The 17,257-nt window shown below is 36.5% G+C and carries 21 protein-coding genes; 1 reads left to right on the plus strand and 20 read right to left on the minus strand.

Annotated features, from left to right (window positions below):
- Positions 1-173: 173 nt before the first annotated feature.
- The 20 genes from recN to spoIIIAA form a co-directional block, all read right to left on the minus strand.
- Entirely contained in the window at positions 174-1,901 is a 1,728-nt protein-coding gene (recN, locus tag ACOI1D_RS04185; protein WP_422499468.1) for a DNA repair protein RecN, read from the minus strand.
- Between the two features lie 23 nt (positions 1,902-1,924).
- Complete coding sequence (gene ahrC, locus ACOI1D_RS04190; RefSeq protein WP_422499470.1) at positions 1,925-2,374, minus strand: transcriptional regulator AhrC/ArgR; 450 nt, start codon at positions 2,372-2,374, stop codon at positions 1,925-1,927.
- Between the two features lie 39 nt (positions 2,375-2,413).
- Complete coding sequence (locus ACOI1D_RS04195; RefSeq protein ID WP_422499472.1) at positions 2,414-3,244, minus strand: TlyA family RNA methyltransferase; 831 nt, start codon at positions 3,242-3,244, stop codon at positions 2,414-2,416.
- A 15-nt stretch (positions 3,245-3,259) separates the two neighbouring features.
- Positions 3,260-3,859, minus strand: coding sequence for a hypothetical protein (locus ACOI1D_RS04200; protein WP_422499474.1), 600 nt, complete (start codon positions 3,857-3,859; stop codon positions 3,260-3,262).
- 673 nt (positions 3,860-4,532) lie between these two features.
- Entirely contained in the window at positions 4,533-5,417 is an 885-nt protein-coding gene (locus ACOI1D_RS04205; RefSeq protein ID WP_422499476.1) for a polyprenyl synthetase family protein, read from the minus strand.
- A gap of 1 nt (position 5,418) precedes the next feature.
- Positions 5,419-5,655 (minus strand): exodeoxyribonuclease VII small subunit, encoded by a 237-nt coding sequence (locus tag ACOI1D_RS04210; protein WP_422499478.1) that lies wholly within the window; start codon positions 5,653-5,655, stop codon positions 5,419-5,421.
- Positions 5,648-7,000, minus strand: a complete 1,353-nt coding sequence (gene xseA, locus ACOI1D_RS04215; protein WP_422499480.1) for an exodeoxyribonuclease VII large subunit — start codon at positions 6,998-7,000, stop codon at positions 5,648-5,650. The genes ACOI1D_RS04210 and xseA overlap by 8 nt, the downstream gene beginning before the upstream one ends.
- Positions 6,997-7,851, minus strand: a complete 855-nt coding sequence (gene folD, locus ACOI1D_RS04220; protein WP_422499482.1) for a bifunctional methylenetetrahydrofolate dehydrogenase/methenyltetrahydrofolate cyclohydrolase FolD — start codon at positions 7,849-7,851, stop codon at positions 6,997-6,999. Before folD ends, xseA begins: the two co-directional genes overlap by 4 nt.
- A 16-nt stretch (positions 7,852-7,867) precedes the next feature.
- Complete coding sequence (gene nusB, locus ACOI1D_RS04225; protein WP_422499484.1) at positions 7,868-8,248, minus strand: transcription antitermination factor NusB; 381 nt, start codon at positions 8,246-8,248, stop codon at positions 7,868-7,870.
- A 105-nt stretch (positions 8,249-8,353) separates the two neighbouring features.
- Positions 8,354-8,752 carry an Asp23/Gls24 family envelope stress response protein gene (locus ACOI1D_RS04230; protein WP_422499486.1) on the minus strand — a complete coding sequence of 133 codons (399 nt, stop codon included), beginning with the start codon at positions 8,750-8,752 and terminating at the stop codon, positions 8,354-8,356.
- 16 nt (positions 8,753-8,768) lie between these two features.
- Positions 8,769-10,124, minus strand: coding sequence for an acetyl-CoA carboxylase biotin carboxylase subunit (gene accC / locus ACOI1D_RS04235; RefSeq protein WP_422499488.1), 1,356 nt, complete (start codon positions 10,122-10,124; stop codon positions 8,769-8,771).
- 13 nt (positions 10,125-10,137) lie between these two features.
- Positions 10,138-10,647 (minus strand): acetyl-CoA carboxylase biotin carboxyl carrier protein, encoded by a 510-nt coding sequence (gene accB / locus ACOI1D_RS04240; RefSeq protein WP_422499490.1) that lies wholly within the window; start codon positions 10,645-10,647, stop codon positions 10,138-10,140.
- 651 nt (positions 10,648-11,298) lie between these two features.
- Entirely contained in the window at positions 11,299-11,847 is a 549-nt protein-coding gene (locus ACOI1D_RS04245; RefSeq protein ID WP_422499491.1) for a SpoIIIAH-like family protein, read from the minus strand.
- A 13-nt stretch (positions 11,848-11,860) separates the two neighbouring features.
- Positions 11,861-12,490: a stage III sporulation protein AG gene (gene spoIIIAG / locus ACOI1D_RS04250; protein ID WP_422499493.1), complete on the minus strand. Its 630-nt coding sequence runs from the start codon at positions 12,488-12,490 to the stop codon at positions 11,861-11,863.
- Positions 12,487-13,110 (minus strand): stage III sporulation protein AF, encoded by a 624-nt coding sequence (gene spoIIIAF, locus ACOI1D_RS04255; protein WP_422499495.1) that lies wholly within the window; start codon positions 13,108-13,110, stop codon positions 12,487-12,489. Before spoIIIAF ends, spoIIIAG begins: the two co-directional genes overlap by 4 nt.
- An 11-nt stretch (positions 13,111-13,121) precedes the next feature.
- A complete protein-coding gene (gene spoIIIAE, locus ACOI1D_RS04260) occupies positions 13,122-14,321 on the minus strand; it encodes a stage III sporulation protein AE (protein ID WP_422499497.1) in 1,200 nt (399 codons plus the stop codon).
- Between the two features lie 30 nt (positions 14,322-14,351).
- Complete coding sequence (gene spoIIIAD, locus ACOI1D_RS04265) at positions 14,352-14,744, minus strand: stage III sporulation protein AD (RefSeq protein ID WP_422499499.1); 393 nt, start codon at positions 14,742-14,744, stop codon at positions 14,352-14,354.
- A 5-nt stretch (positions 14,745-14,749) separates the two neighbouring features.
- Entirely contained in the window at positions 14,750-14,956 is a 207-nt protein-coding gene (spoIIIAC, locus tag ACOI1D_RS04270) for a stage III sporulation protein AC (RefSeq protein WP_422499500.1), read from the minus strand.
- Between the two features lie 98 nt (positions 14,957-15,054).
- Entirely contained in the window at positions 15,055-15,567 is a 513-nt protein-coding gene (gene spoIIIAB, locus ACOI1D_RS04275) for a stage III sporulation protein SpoIIIAB (protein WP_422499502.1), read from the minus strand.
- The gene (spoIIIAA, locus tag ACOI1D_RS04280) at positions 15,512-16,486 is read right to left on the minus strand and encodes a stage III sporulation protein AA (RefSeq protein ID WP_422499503.1); all 975 of its coding nucleotides are present in this window, start codon (positions 16,484-16,486) and stop codon (positions 15,512-15,514) included. The genes spoIIIAB and spoIIIAA overlap by 56 nt, the downstream gene beginning before the upstream one ends.
- Positions 16,487-16,643: 157 nt before the next feature.
- Here spoIIIAA and ACOI1D_RS04285 point away from each other — a divergent pair, with 157 nt between their 5' ends.
- A complete protein-coding gene (locus ACOI1D_RS04285) occupies positions 16,644-17,246 on the plus strand; it encodes a hypothetical protein (RefSeq protein ID WP_422499504.1) in 603 nt (200 codons plus the stop codon).
- The last annotated feature ends 11 nt before the right edge of the window (positions 17,247-17,257 follow it).

Below are 17,257 nucleotides of genomic sequence, written 5' to 3' on the forward strand. Positions count from 1 at the left end.
TTAAAAAAATACAGGCGTACCGTTCGACATGTACGCACAGTTTTAATCGAACATCCTTGCTTTAGTTGCTGGACGACCAACGTATTACGGTTGCTGGATCGCCATTTTATTTATTACTGAAAAATAAAAAAACCAGATAGCTTATCATCTGGTTTTTACCTCACTCTTATCCATTAAAAACTTTGTTTTATAGTAGCAGCCAACTCAAGCATTTCATTTGCGTGCTCTTTGGCTATATCCGTTAATTTAGCCCCAGTAATCATCCGACTTAATTCATCTATTTTTTCATCTTTTGAAAGTTCCTTAACGAAAGTAATCGTTCTGTTTTTCTTTTCTTCTTTCTCAATTAAATTATGTGTGTCTGCCATAGCTGCAACTTGTGGTAAGTGTGTAATACACAGGACTTGAGACTGGTGTGATACATGAACGATCTTTTCTGCGATAGCCTGAGCGACACGCCCACTTACTCCGGTATCCACTTCATCAAATATGACACTTGTTACACCCTGGTGTTTTGCGAATATTTTTTTCAAGGCTAACATAATCCTGGAAAGCTCTCCACCAGATGCAATCTTGCTTAATTCCTTAAGAGGTTCACCTGTATTTGTTGATATTAAAAAAGTAACATAATCAATTCCATTTTTATGTAACTTTAACGGAGGAACAGATTTGTCATTAATTGATTCCAGTTCCTCTTTGGTTAAAAAATCAATTGAAAATTTAGCTTTCTCTAAATACAAATCCTTTAATTCATAATGAATTTCCTTTGTTAACTCTTTTGCAGCTTTAGCTCTAATGTCATGTAGTTGCTCTGCTTCCAAGTAGGTATCTTGTCGCGTCTCATTAATTTGATTTTGTAATTTTGACAAATGAGAATCCTTATTCGTTATTTCTTCTATTTCTTCCTGAATTTTACCTGTATATTCAATTATTTCATTTACTGTTGTACCATACTTTTTCTTTAACCTGCTAATTTCACTTAACCTTGTTTCAATTTCATTTAACCGTGCAGGTTCATGTTGCAGCGTATCGCTGTAATTACGCAGATCAAACGACAGTTCTTCAACCATATAAAACTGATTGGCAAGCTCTTCAGCTTTTTCTGCTATAAACGGGTCATAATGCTTGTTATTTTCCAGTGCCTGAAGCGCAGTACTAAGCCATTCGATACCTTTTTGTTCACCGTATAAGGCGTTATAGGAATCCTGAAGACTTTTATGCACACGGTCGAAATTGGCCAGATTTTTTCGTTCCTCTTCTAGTATCTCATCTTCATTTGGTTCTAAATTCGCTTGTTCTAATTCATCCAGTTGAAACGTTAAAAGATCTAAACGATGAGCCATTTCCTGTTCATTTTCACTAAGTTCTTTATGTCTTTTTATAAGTGTTTGTAATCTATCGTATAGTTTATGGTATTCAAATTTTGCGCGACTAATTTGCTCAGCATCATATAAATCAAGTAAATCAATATGATTATCTGGTTCCATTAAGCCTTGAGTCTCATGCTGGCTATGTATATCTATTAACGTTTTCCCAAACTCCTTAAGAATTGCCAACGTGACTAATTTACCATTTACACGACAAATACTTTTGCCACCAGAAGTTATTGTTCGCTGCAGGACAATCATGTTATCTGAAATTTCGATTCCATATTCCTTTCCCGCGTTATAAATCGAATGCTCCTTATTGTCGATTGAAAAGAGACCTTCTATTTCAGCCTTCGTTGTATCATGTCTCACAAATTCAACCGATCCTCGCCCTCCAGCTAATAACTGTAGTGCGTCGATAATAATCGATTTCCCTGCTCCTGTTTCTCCAGTTAGGACAGTCAGCCCTTCATTAAATGTTAAGGATAGTTCATCAATGATCGCGAAGTCACGAATAGATAATTCTGTTAACATAACACCAATCACCCCACATAAATTTACAACATATTTAAAAATCGCTCTTTAATTAATAGTGAGTCTTGTTCATTTTTGCATATAATCATACACGTGTCATCGCCGCAAATTGTACCCATTATTTCATGCCATTCCAAATGGTCAATTAGTACTCCTACTGCTTGTGCATTACCAGGAAGTGTTTTTAATACGATAAAGTGACTGGCATGGTCAATTTTAACAAATGTATCGCGTATCAGTCGCTTTAATTTATCAGAGGGGTTGAATCGATGATCAGAAGGCAGACTATATTTATAATTCCCCCTTGGAGTTGGTACTTTTACTAAACACAATTCATTAATGTCCCTAGACACTGTTTTTTGTGTAACACTGAAACCTAAATTTTTAAGCTTATCCACCAGTTCGTCTTGTGTTTCAATTTCCTGAACCGCGATTATTTCGCGAATTTTAATTTGCCGTTGTGTTTTACTCATTAGATTACAATCCCCCTAGCAACTTAAGAAAAAGCCCATTTATTGATTTTTGAGTGCTTTAAAGTTAGCATGTGCTTCATCTACAACTGCATTTAGGAAGGAAGGATCAGGAGAAATTGACTTTTCCTGTTGATCTTGCCAACTAAAGTGAGCGAGAAATTCAATATTTCCGTCGCCACCTGTGATTGGAGAATAGGTCAGTGCACGCAGTTGATAGCCCCCGTCTAAAGCAAATCGGATGACCTTTTCCAAAACATGTAGGTGTGTAGCTTTTTCTCTCACAATTCCTTTTTTTCCAACTTGTTCTCGTCCTGCCTCAAACTGCGGTTTAATTAATGCTACTATGTCACTGTTTTGTTCCAGCAAATTTTTCAATACCGGTAAAATTAATTTTAAAGATATAAATGAAACATCAATAGTCGCAATATTAGGAACGCCATGTTGAAGCATATCAGGGGTGACATATCTAAAATTTGTTCGTTCCATAACAACTACACGTTCATCATTCCTCAATTTCCAGTCCAACTGATTATACCCAACATCAACAGCATAGCATTTTACCGCTCCATTTTGGAGGGCGCAATCGGTAAACCCACCTGTGGAGGATCCAACGTCAACCATTGTTTTATTAGTCAAATCTATGTTAAACACATTTAGGGCTTTCTCGAGTTTTAGACCACCCCTGCCAACATAAGGTATTAATTTCCCTTTAACTGTTAGCGGAATATCCTCTTCCACTTTAACACCAGGTTTGTCCAATCTAACTTGTTCTGAAAATACAAGACCTGCCATAATCGACCGCTTGGCTTTTTCCCGTGTTTCCATTAAATTTCGTTCAACAAGCACTATGTCTAATCGCTTTTTAGCCATTCTCTAAATCCTTCTCTATTTGATTTTATTATTTTTTTTATTATTTTTAGGTAAGACATTTATTTTTAATTTATTCTCTACTACAGCGATTACTTTTCCTGCAAAAAAGATGATAGTAGTGGATGCATTTATTGCAAAATATTTTCCTATTGCTTTTCCACCTACTGTTATTGCTGCAACTATACTGGTTAATACAACCGACAACACTATTTGTAATGTTGAGCCTTCACCTTCTCCAACTAAATCAGCAATCTGCAGAACAACGATGGCTGTAGCAGTCCCACTAACAATTCCGGATATATCCCCGATAACATCGTTACAGAAACTCGCAAATTTATCTGCATTACGAATAATTAGAACCGCTTCTTTTGCACCAGGAACTTTTTCAGCTGCCATTGCATGAAATGGTTGTTCGTTTGCAGCTGTGGAAGCAATTCCAAGCATATCAAATAATACACCGATTATGACTATGACTAGTACAATTAAAAGTCCAACTATCCAAACCACGCCACTCAAGATAGAAGATGAAACAATTGTAAAAATAGCCGCTAACACAAAAGTGATAACGGCAATGGTTAAACTAAATTTCAGAGATCGTTTTATTTGTGATTTCATTCTATACCTCAAACTTATTATGTAAGTAAGGAATGGTCATTTAAAAGGTAAAAACTGCGGCTTAGGTCCAGTAGGTTTTCCCAGATAGTTACCCGATGTTACCATACGGGCGGTTCCCCTTAAAAACTAACTTAACTTTGTCACCAAAAGTTAGACTGGATTACCACTTAGTCCACACTATAATCCCTTTTAAATGTCAATGAACAGTCTAGGAGATTTCCTCGGCAGTCTTTTTGGCGTTCCCTAGCCTCTTTTGCAGTGAAGATTTCATAGAGATGAAAACTACAAGTCAGTGGCCTACCGTCTTGCAATCCGAAACTCTAATCCCCTCAATCACCACTCAAGGCAGGCTACGCTACAAGCAAGGTTTCCCTTTCTTACTATGCAGGTTCATACCCCATTCCATAATGGTCCCTAGGCTTAGTTACCACTACAGTGATGGGCCTCCGCGGTAATAGGGTCAACGCCCACATGCCTTTGTGGATCGCCCTAAAACCTTAACTCCCAGCACTGACCCAAGGCTGGGCGCCTCAAGCCAACACAAGGAACTTCATCGATATGCCCTTTGGCGGATTTTTAGGCCCGCCTTCAGGAACGGAAGACCGACTAGAATACTGCACCATTCCATTTATAAATTTATTATACCATATTATACGCAATTTATCTATATATGTTAGTGATTTCGTGTACTGAAATAATCAGTAAGCTTCATTAAATAAGAGTTGTCCGCGTTTGCTTGATAAAGTGATTTTTTGGCAAGTTTCACGTATTTTTCTTTTTGTTGAGCTGCACCTTTATTTCCTAAGAGTTTTGGATAAGTGCTCTTTTGATTATCTATATCACTACCAACGGGTTTACCAATTACGTCCTGATTTCCTGTTACATCTAAAATATCGTCCTGCACTTGAAATATTAAACCTAAATAATAAGCAAATTCATCTAAATGTTCCAATTGTTTTTCGGTAGCATTGCCTATGTATGCTCCCGACCTTATTGCAAATTTGATTAACTCACCTGTCTTAAGAACATGGATTCTTTCGAGTTCTTCTAGGGTTATTTCTCTATTTTCTGCTTCCATATCTAATAATTGCCCAGCAACCATCCCTTTAGGACCACTAGATCTCGACAATTCACTAATAAGAAAAACTTTTTGCTTGTCTGTTAGGTGTGGGTCTGTCGCCAGTAGTTCAAAGCTATAGGTTAAAAGTCCATCCCCAGCCAAAATTGCCGTTGCCTCGTTAAAAGCAATGTGATTGGTTGGTTTACCTCTTCTTATATCGTCATCATCCATTGCTGGTAAATCATCGTGAATAAGTGAATAGGTGTGAATCATCTCTAACGCTAATGCAGGAGCAATTACTTTCTTTCTATCATTTCCATAAGCATCATAGCTTGCAATCAATAAGGTTGGCCTTAGCATTTTCCCTCCAGCTTCAAGTGAGTAAAGCATGGATTCCTTTAAGCTTGCTGGGATGTCTAATTGATTAAACACTTTATTGAACTCTTCTTGAACAAACAGTTTATTTTCCTCTACAAAAGAATCTAAAGTCGCCTGCACGTTATTCTTCCTCCTGTAAATCAAAAGGTTTTAATTCACCTTGTTCATTCATGATTTTTGTCATTTTTTCCTGCACATTAACCAATTTATCATTACATAACTTTGACAACTTCATTCCATCTTGGTAAAAAGTTATTGCTTTCTCTAATGGAACATCACCTTCTTCTAATTGCTCGACAATTTTTTCCAGATCTTCCATTGCTTCTTCAAAAGAAAGCTCTTTCTTTTCTTCACTCATTCCTCTCATCCTCCATTATGTCTTCAATTCTACACAGTAAGATTTCATTTGTTAATTTTACTTGTATAAGATCATGTTTATTCGTCTGTGAACCAGTTTTAATAATATTTCCAGCCTGGTCATAAGGGATAGCGTAGCCCCGCCGCATAACTTCTAACGGATTAAGTAACGAAAGTTTATCCATGATATTAACAATTTGTATTGATTTTTGTTCAGTTACCTGGGACATTAAATAGTGCATTTGCTTTTGTATATGAACTAATTCTTTTGTGAAAGTTTGAATTTGACGTCTTGGGTGTTGACTTACAAATCGTTTCTTAGTGTTGGAAAAAGATTCAGTTTTTTTATTAACCGTAAAAAGAAGAGCTTTATTTAAACGTTCAACCAGTTTATCTAACTCTTGCTCTTTTTGATTTACAAGCTGTTGGGGGTAACGAAAAGCATAGGATTGATTTAAACCCTTAACCTGTCGCAATGATGTATTGTAGATATTGGCAATCATTCTTGACAAAGTCCTGGTAATGTTTCCTATTTTTTCGTTAAGTTCAATTTGGGACGGGACTGCTAATTCAGCAGCTCCTGTTGGTGTAGGAGCACGTAAATCAGCCACAAAGTCACTTATTGTCGTATCTGTTTCATGGCCTACTGCGGAAATAATTGGGATTTTAGAATCTACTATAGCCATTGCTACAGTTTCTTCATTAAAGCTCCACAATTCTTCTATTGACCCGCCTCCACGTCCTACAATCAACAAATCGATATCAGTTTGGTTATTGGCTTGGCGAATCCCATTTACAATCGAATTTGCAGCGTTCACGCCTTGAACAAGTACCGGTATTACAGTTAATTTCACAATTGGGTATCTACGGTTTATCGTTGTAATGATATCACGAACTGCTGCTCCCGTAGGTGATGTAATTACACCAATATGTTTTGGATATATAGGTAATTTTTTCTTTAGTTCCTGATTGAAGTATCCTTGTTTAGCTAACTTTTCCTTTAATTGTTCATAGGCAAGATAAAGTGCACCAATACCATCAGGTTCCATTTTTTGTATGTAAAGTTGGTATTGTCCATATGGTTCAAAGACGCTAATATTACCAGTTATTAAAACCTTCATACCATTTTCTGGCGTAAATTTAATTGACCGATTATTACCAGCAAACATGACTGCCTGTATCCTTGTCTGTTCATCCTTTATTGTTAAATACATATGTCCTCTACTATGAAGTTTAAAGTTAGAAATTTCACCCCTGAGAAGTACCGTGCTAAGATGTGGATCTGAGTCAAATTTTCGTTTCACATATTTGGTAAGTGCTGTAACTGTAAGATATTGGTCGGTCACTGATTATTCAACCTTTTTGCTGCCTTAATAGTGTTTTGAAGGAGCATAGTTATTGTCATAGGCCCAACTCCTTTAGGTACAGGTGTGATGTAAGATGCAATTTCCTTAACAGCTTCAAAATCTACATCCCCTGTAAGAGATCCATTTTCTAACCGATTCACTCCAACATCTACAACAGCTGTTCCTTGTTTTATAAAGTCTGGCCCAATTACATTTGGTTTTCCAACTGCTACTATCAGTATATCCGCTAGCTTCGTGATTTCTTTTAAGTCCTTTGTCTTAGAATGGCAATATGTAACCGTTGCGTTTTCATTTAATAAAAGCTGTCCAACCGGCTTACCAACTATATTACTTCTACCAATTATCACAACATGTTGACCTGCAATTTTAATGTTTTTGGATTTAAGCATTGTGACAATGCCAAAAGGTGTACAAGGCAGAAATGTATCCTTACCAGTCATCATTCTCCCTATATTTAACGGATGAAATCCATCTACATCTTTTTCAGGGTTAATATGTTCAATTACTTTTTGTTCTGAGATAGCCTTTGGCAATGGCAACTGAACCAGAATACCGTGTACTTCAGGGTTACCATTCAGCTCTGAAATAGTGTCTAATAAGTCTTTCTCGCTAGTTGACTCCGGTAGTTCAATAATCTCAGAAGTTATGCCTGTTTCTGCACTTGCTTTTTTCTTGCCATTGACATATGATCTCGATGCAGGATCATCTCCTACTAAAACTACAGTCAGATGTGGGACCAACCCTTGTTCACGTAAATCAGAAACCTCTTCCTTCATATTCTCTCTAATTTGCTTTGCTAATTCTTTCCCGTTAATTATCTCAGCAGGCACTTAATTTATTCCCCTTTCAGGCTATGATTTTTTTCAACACTCCATTAACAAACTTACCAGATTTTTCATCTCCATACTCTTTAGCCAAATCAACCGCTTCATTAATTGAAACATTCGTTGGAATCTCATCGAGGTAATCTATTTCATATGTTGCTATGCGGAGGATTGTTTTTTCCACCGATGCAATTCGTTGGATTGACCAGTTTTCCAAATGATTTGAGATTTTCTCATCTATTTGCTGTTTATGTTCAACTACACCTTGTACAAGCTTTTCTAAAAATGAGTCTGCTTCACCAGTTTCATTGTGATTAGCTAATACCTGGTTTGGATTTAATTCATTTAAATCTATTTGAAATAGTAACTGAAATGCTTTTTCTCTTGCTGCATGCCGTCTCATTATTCATTACTCCTTTAGTCTTCTCTATACAAATAATAACATGAACACTGGACGGAAAGCTAGACATAGAAAGACGGCTAAAGGAGTTCTTTTAGCCGTCTTTAATTACTCACTTTTTTCTTCTGTACTATCTTTACCATCCATCTGAATTCCTACCACGTGAACATTAACTTCTGTGGTTTCTAAAGCAGTCATACTCTTTATCGTCTGTCGTATATTGGTTTGTAGTTTTTGCGCAACTTGAGGGATAGATACGCCGAAATCTAACACAACGTATAAATCAATCATGACACCACTCTTTGTTAACTCAACTTTTACACCTTTACTATGAGCCTTTTTTCCAAAACGTTCCACGACACCGGTTGCAAAATTCCCACGCATAGAAGATATACCATCTACTTCAGATGCTGCAATACCAGTAATGATTTCGATAACCTCAGGGGCTATTTCTACAGTCCCTAAACCAGTATCCTCACTTACGTTTAACAAAGGTTGTTCACTCATCGTAACACTCCCTTATTTAATCTTTTTCAAGAATAGGATTCTCTTCCAAAAATTTCGTGTTAAAATCACCATTTGTAAATACTTCATGCTCCATTATTAACCGGTGAAAAGGTATTGTTGTATGAATCCCATCAACTACAAATTCATCTAATGCGCGCTTCATACTGTTAATTGCGTCCTTACGGGTTGGACCAAATGTTATTAATTTTGCAATCATTGAGTCATAAAAAGGTGGAATAGAATATCCTGGATACGCAGCTGAATCAATTCGAACACCAAACCCACCAGGAGGTAAATACATTTCTATTTTCCCTGGAGAAGGCATGAAGTTTTTAAAAGGATTTTCTGCATTTATCCGACACTCAATTGCCCATCCTTCAAACTTGATATCTTTTTGGGTAAAAGATAACTTTTCGTTATTCGCAATTTTAATCTGCTCTTTAATTAAATCAATACCCGTTACCATTTCGGTCACCGGATGCTCTACCTGAATCCGTGTATTCATTTCCATAAAGTAAAAAGATTTACTTGTACGATCAAAGATATACTCAATTGTGCCTGCACCAACATAATCAACAGCTTTTGCTGCTTTAACAGATGCTGCTCCCATTTTTTGGCGTATTTCTTCTGTAATTGCTGGTGATGGTGATTCCTCAACCAACTTTTGCAATCTTCGTTGAATCGTACAATCCCGTTCACCTAAATGAACAACGTTCCCATGCTGATCAGCCAGAATTTGAATTTCAACGTGACGGAAATCTTCAATGAATTTTTCCATATAAACACCAGGATTCCCAAAGGCCTGATCAGCTTCTTTTTGTGTAACGCGAATACCCTTTACTAACTCTTCTTGGTTCTTTGCCACTCGAATACCTTTACCACCACCGCCAGCAGTAGCCTTAATAATGACAGGATATCCAATTTGTTCAGCAATTTTTATTCCATCTTCTACATCTTCTATTATACCATCAGAACCAGGAACAATGGGTACATTAGCTGCCTTCATTGTATCTCTTGCGACATCTTTTATTCCCATTTTTTGAATTGATTGTGCAGTTGGACCAACGAAAATTATGTTGCAGGCTTTGCAGATTTCTGCAAAATCAGCATTTTCTGCTAAAAAACCATAACCAGGGTGAATCGCATCCACCTCGGTAAGGGTCGCCAGACTGATGATATTAGTAAAATTTAAGTAACTGTCTTTACTAGCAGTTGGTCCTATACAATATGCTTCGTCTGCTAGCTGTACGTGTAATGCTTCTTTATCTGCTTCTGAATAAACAGCCACCGTTTCAATGTCCATTTCTTTGCACGCACGGATAATTCTGACGGCTATTTCTCCTCTGTTAGCAACCAACAGTTTTTTTATCAAATGTTCCATCCCCTTATTTAGCTTTTACTCTAAATAGTGGTTGACCGTATTCAACTAATTCTCCATCTTCCACTAATACCTCTACTATTTCCCCTGTTACTTCTGCTTCTATTTCATTAAATAATTTCATTGCTTCTACAATACACACAACTGTATCATTTTGAACCATGCTTCCAGTTTTTACGTATGGATCACTCTCAGGTGATTCAGCACTGAATAATGTTCCAACCATTGGTGAAACAATTTCATAATCAAAATCTGTTTTGGTCAATGTTTCTTTAGTTGTTTCCTCAACAGCGGGCTCTTGTACATCAGTTTCACTCTTAGCAGTCGTAACAGATTCCTTAATTTCCTCTTTCGGCGTCTCTGTTTTTTCGACTACTTGTTTTGGTGCTTGAATCGTCTGAGAATCAGTCGATTTTTTCATACTAACCTTAGCACCATCCAACTCATAGGTGAATTCATTAATCGAAGACTGATCAACTAGTTTGATTATTTCACGGATCTCTTGTACTTTTAACATGCTCGGCACTCCTTCTTCTCATTCAAAAATACGAACAGGTACTAATGACTCCTCTTAACATTTTACGCTAAAACCTATTAAAACTTCAACCCATTGCCTGTATCCTATGAAACTCCATTTACTATTGTCTTATTTTAAGCTTTTCATAGGTCTTATTATATCAATGATTCGAATTCATTGCGAATAATTAAGGAATTTATTCCAACTTCTTCTTGAGAGAATGCCTGTTTTTAAAAGACTTTTTTCTTATGTTTTATTTCTTTCTATTCCTCGCAGTTGATGTAAATTACGACGTAGAGAAAAAAACGGAAATACACATTCCGCGGGGGGTTCCTCATGCCAAGGAATCAAACGTTATTCAAGAAAATCGACCGTTATGGCCTAGAAATCAACCGTTATTCTGGAAATATCAACCGTCGATTCGAAAAACACTCGCTTTCCATGGTGAACGCTTCAGCCTCCTCGTTACCTAGTGTCTGAAGCCGTGCCAGCGGAAATCAATCAAGCAGTTATATCGCATTTTATAGATTTTGTGTCAAAAACATCAACAACCTTGCAGAAAACAGCTTGTCCAGAGAATGAATTCCAACTTAATCAAAAGTGACCCCAGTTGATCAACTGGGGTCAAATGAATACTTTTTAGGAATCAATTTATTTTGTTGTAGGTTGAAAATTAACATTTACAGGTATTTCACCAAATTCGTCCCTTGCCATTTGCATCAGGTTAACTGTTTCTTCTTTTGATAGATTCTCAGCCTTTACGTGGATCTGAACCTGTGACTGGTCCGATCTTACTAAGACATCACTATACTCAGTAGCTGCTAAGATTGATTCTTCAAGAACAACCTCTTTCGCTGCTAACTTATCCAACACATCCATGTCTTCTAGTGCAGCATCTTTTTGTTCTATAGTTGATGTACTAGACACCACTATGTCTCTTAGTCGATCCTTTATTTCGCTGCGCGTATCTGTTAGTTCCATTCGAATAGTAGCGAACAACTCATCTTGTCCACTATTTAAAATGTCTACCGTTGCATCTTCTTGACTATCCGCGTTCTCTGTATTAATAACGTCATCTGATTGAGTTAAACCCTCATTAAATGCTTGGTTCCCCATATCCTCAGAAGTCATATAATACACACTTAAAACAATCATCAAGCTGAGCATTGTTAACAACCATACCGTTTGTTTTTTTAACATAAATTAATCTCCCCTAACTTTTTGACATTACTGAAACTCTATGTGTTGGTACATCTAACACTTTTGAAACAGCCTCTACTACCCACTTTTTCACAGTTGCCTGTTCAACTCCTTTAGCTATTACAAACACACCTCTAACATCTGGCTTTTTTGTTTGTATTAAAAGAGGGACTTCTTTTTCACCCTGTCTTACTATGACCACCTGTGACTCCTGGGTGTAGTCTTCAATTTCACGCGTACCACCATTTTTATCTGACTCGTCTGTTGTTTGTTTACTTGTAATCAGGTTTTTCTGATAAACTTTAACCTTAGTTGAATCTAAATTAACCATTATCTCTACCTCTGAAACTCCCTGAATTTCGTTCAGTAGATCCTTCAACTCTTTCTCATAACTTTCTTCCAATTCATCAACATTAGAAGTAGTGGATTTCTTTTCAGTAAAAGCAGGTGTAGTTTCTTGTTGCGGTGGTACTTCAATTGCTGTCTCTACATTTTTTGATGAATCAGTAAACACGTTTGCTGCGAGAATTAATAGTATTCCAGAGACTCCCACAATAATTAGGTATTTCTTTTTTTTAGCCGGAATACTTTTCATTACTTCCCCTTCAGAATTCCGAAAAAATTTTTTTATGAAATCTTTCAAGATGTCCCCCCCTTCCAAATGACAGTTATTTTTTCTTTATCTTCAACTTCCCAAATGTCCATTAAAAGATTTTCTATTTTTTCTAATTCTGGGCTATCCCTACTACTTTTTGGAGTGTCCGTGCTAATAGTAACCTCATCTACAATGTCTACATCCTCCTCACTTTCTTTTGCGTGATTTACATAAACAATGACTTCCTCTAAATCCTCATACCCTACTGGTTTTGCTGATGCGAGTGAAAAATCGATATCTGTTATAACCATTTGATAGGATTCTAGTAAAGGGGTCTTAGCAAGATCTATTAGTTGGACAGCCACTTGTTCTTCAATATATGCAGATTGTTTGACTTGTATATCATTTTTTTGAAATTCTATTAAACTTTCCATATCGTTTTCTTTAACCTGGTAGTTATCAAGTCTTTCATACGAGGCAATTAGAGCATCTTTAACATCTATATGAAACAAATAAAAAACAGGCTTTAAAAAAATTAATATTAATATTAACGCCACGACTAATTTTATATACTTTTTCATGGACGTTGCAGGAATTAGTAATTCAACAATGGTTGCTAGTAGCATAAAAATGATTATTTGTGTGATCCAATGTATGATAGCATCCATGTATAGCCCCCTTACCTGAGCATTAGCGTAATATTCCCAGCAACAACCAGGATTACAATAGCCAGAAAAAACATAAGTGTTACAGCAATTAATGATGCTAAAATGTACATAATGTGTTTACTTATCACATTTAGACTTTCAATTATAGGGCCATCTCCGATTGGTTGTAGAACCGCTGCAGCTATTTTATAAATTAGGGCAATTGCAAATATTTTGAGTGCAGGAAATAATGCAATTAGGACTATACTAATTAAACCGACAATACCTACCGAATTTTTTAGTAGTAATGATGCACTTAAAATAGTATCTGCCGCGTCAGTAAATGTTCTACCCACAATTGGAATAAAGTTTCCTGTAATGAATTTTGCCGTTTTCATTGCAACACCATCTTGAATTGCACTGGCAGCACCTTGGACTGACAAAACACCTAAGAATATTGTCAAAAAAACTCCCAGTGCTCCTAAGCTAATTGACTTTAATAAACTAGCTAAATGGGTAACCTTGTAGCTGTCGGTTAAACTGCTAACAATTAACAATAATGCTGACAAGAACAGTAATGGTAGGATGAAATTGGATACTAACAACCCGCTGGCAAATATTAAGAATAGAATAACCGGATGGAAAAAAGACACCGATATAATACTCCCAAATGTCGCCATCAATCCTATAATTAAAGGAAGAAGAGCAAACAGAAAATTACTCATCCCGTCAATCGCTTCCTTCGTATAGGAGAATACTAAATAGAAACTATTCAACGCAATAAAAAATAAAACTAGATAAACTGTAAAATAAGCTATTTTACTGACCACACTGCCTTCGAAAGCTGTATGCATCGTTTGCAGCAAAACAGAGAAAAGTGTCAGCATCATTAAAAGCCCTAAAAGTTTTCCGTTAACAATTATTTCATGAAATAAAAACTCAAGTAATCCTAAAAGTGTGTTCTTAATGGAAAAGCTTCCATGGTTCTTTATAAAATCATAAAGACTAGTTTTTTTTAGAACTGGTAAATACCCACCATATTCACCGATTAATTTGTTCCAATGCCGTTGTACACCTTCAAGTGAAACCTTATCCAACACATCCTGTTGAAGATCAGTAATAGACGTAGTAGTAGTAGTCGTGGTTGTCGACGTGGATGCGGATGCTGTACTTGCAAGTGTCAGAGTTAGGAAAACGGCTACTGCTATTACGTAAAATTTAGAACATTTCATCCATCTATTACTACTCCCTTCGTTCATTACTTAACTTACTGGCAAGAAATTCAATATAGCTTCTATTACAGCAGATATAATCGGCACTGCTAATAGCAGAATAGATACCTTACCTGCGAGTTCAATTTTAGATGCAACCGATGATAAACCTGCATCTCTCGTGATATTAGCGCCTATTTCCGCAATATATGCTATCCCAATTATCTTTAGTATGGTCTCCATGTAGATGCCATCTATAGAAGCTTTTTCTCCTAAGGATTCAATCAAATTGAGAACTGCTCCTATTTGATTGATTACTACTGACAAAATGATTATCCCGGTTAATAACAATAATAGATAAGCAATAGAAGCATGTTGTTCCTTTAAAATAATAAATAACAGACTCGATATGATACCCAATATAACAATTTGTAATATGTCCATTTTATCTATCCTTGATAAAGGAATACGGATTTAATCTGTTGAAATAAATCAGCTAAACCGTTAACAACCATTACGAGAACAATGATGAAACCAACCAGCGTAGCAAACTGAGCAATTTCTTCTTTTCCCATTTGCTTTAAAATGGTATGTATTAAGGCTACAATAATCCCGATTCCAGCAATTTGAAATAATATGGATGCATCCGTTAGCATTGATGTACCCCTTTCCTTACTAGGTAGCTCCAATGGACGTTGTATCAATGCCCTTTAGGCTCCCCCTTTAGATAACAGTTCGAAATTCGTCGAACGTCCTAGATCAACAGAAGGACGATAAACAAACCACACAATAGTCCTAAACTTTTGGCCATTTTACTGTATTTAAATTCGTTATCACGCGCTTCTTCTAATTCCCGGTCCAGGTGGTGAACTGCTAATTGAATATGTTTCTGTTGTTGACTGAAATCATGTTGACCCAGAGTTCTTCCAAACTGGTTTAATATTTCCTGCTCATTTTTTCCAATTGCAGATGTTTGATCAAGTACATTGACTTGCTCACTCCATACGCGATATAAATCAGTCTTCTCTTCTCCAAGAGATATAGCAAGACTTTCAAAAAATGACTTTGTTGGGTCTGGTAACTGCTTAGCGATGCTGGCAAATGCATCTCTTAATGATAGCTGGCTATACAAGATTTCAGCCTCCAAAATCTGCAGTGCGTTTTTTAGTTGACGAATGAGTTTAGGACGTTCTCGAAACCTGTTACTAACTTCAAATCCTATCCACGTTGTGGTACCGATGAATAGAACCGCTCCTAACCACATCATTTGAGCACCTCTTTTTTTGCAATATGTTCATTTCGTTATGATCATATATTCCTTTTACAAACCCTGGTTGTTCCTGTTTTTCTAATAAAACAAACCGTTGAAATACTGCTTGTTCAAACAATGGTTGTAGCGATGGGCGTTTTTTTATTTCTTCAAGGTTTTGTCCGTGGACAGAACAAATGACCACCACCCCCGCGAGAGTTGCTTCCATTAGTGCTTGTACATCTTTTTCACTGCCAATTTCATCTACTACAAGTACGTCTGGGGACATGGAACGAATCATCATCATCATTCCTTCAGCTTTCGGGCATGCATCCATTACGTCTGTCCTTATTCCTACATTATGTTGCGGTATCCCCTTTATAGAACCCCCTATTTCAGATCTTTCATCAATGACAGCTACCTTTGTAGGGAGGATATTTTTCCATCCACTTCCTATTAAACGGACGATATCTCTTATCAACGTTGTTTTACCCGTTTGTGGAGGCCCGACAAAGAGTGTACTCATGTATTTCTTCCTATACAGATATGGAATTATTGGTAGAGCAACATCAAGCTTTTGTTTAGCTATCCGAATATTAAAAAAAGTAATGTGTTGGATTGCCTTGACTATTCCACCTAAGGTATTTACTTTCCCGGCCAGTCCAACCCGGTGTCCACCTTCAATTGTTATATAGCCCTCCCTAAGTTCATCCTCCATCCGGTATAAAGAAAATTCACTTAACTGATTGAGTACAAATATTGCATCTTTGCTGTCTGGCTTGATCTGATTAATCCACTCAATCTTTGTATCATAAATTAATTCAATCGGTTGGTTTAGCCTAAAACGTATTTCTTGTAATTCATACCATCGGTTTTTTACCTTTTCTTTTATAGCATCTTTTATATGCTCTGGAAATAACCGTAATATCGCGTCCATGTTTAGATCACCTTACTATCGTTTATAGTATATATATGTTCAGAAATGATAGATATGACACCTCGATTGGAGCAGTGTGCTTAGATTTTTATTTATCACAAATGAATTTTGTGTTAAACTTTGTTTTACAAATATGTATAAGCTTTCAGGAGGTAATATGAAAAACTTAAGAAACGTACTAGTACTTCTATTGCTTGCAGTTATCGTTGCAGGATGTAATCCAGACTCTAATTCTGAATCAGAAGAGTCGGCTAATTCAACGAATTCAACAAATTCGTCTACAAAAGAAGAACCATTGCAAAACTTGATGGAAAAGTATCCTAAGGTTGAATCTACATGGCAAGGTTTACCAGAGGAATTCCGTAAAAAGGTTATCATGCCTCAAGTCAGCACATTCCCATTTAAAGTAGATGATATTCAAGTGTTGACAGTAGCTGCCGGTGTTTTACCACCAGGTGTAAAAACCAATTTCGATGTCATGTACAAGGCTAAAAACAGTTTTCCAAGAATTCACGTGACAACTTTTGATGTCGATGGACAAGAACCTTCATTCGGAGCATACAAAGATAAAGTGGAATTAAACAAAGGTATAGTAGGATACTACTCTGAAAAAGCTGAAGAAACCGAGATTAGTTGGTTAAGTGAGGATAACTCCGTTCAATACAATATTAGATATAAGGATGGAGTAGATGGGAAAGATTCTATAACAAAAGAAAAACTAACTGAAATTGCAAATTCAATGATTAAACAAACAAAATAAATAGTAAATAG

It is taken from the genome of Virgibacillus sp. DJP39 (assembly GCF_049310925.1).
In the GTDB taxonomy this organism is placed as follows: Bacteria; Bacillota; Bacilli; order Bacillales; family Amphibacillaceae; genus Virgibacillus_F.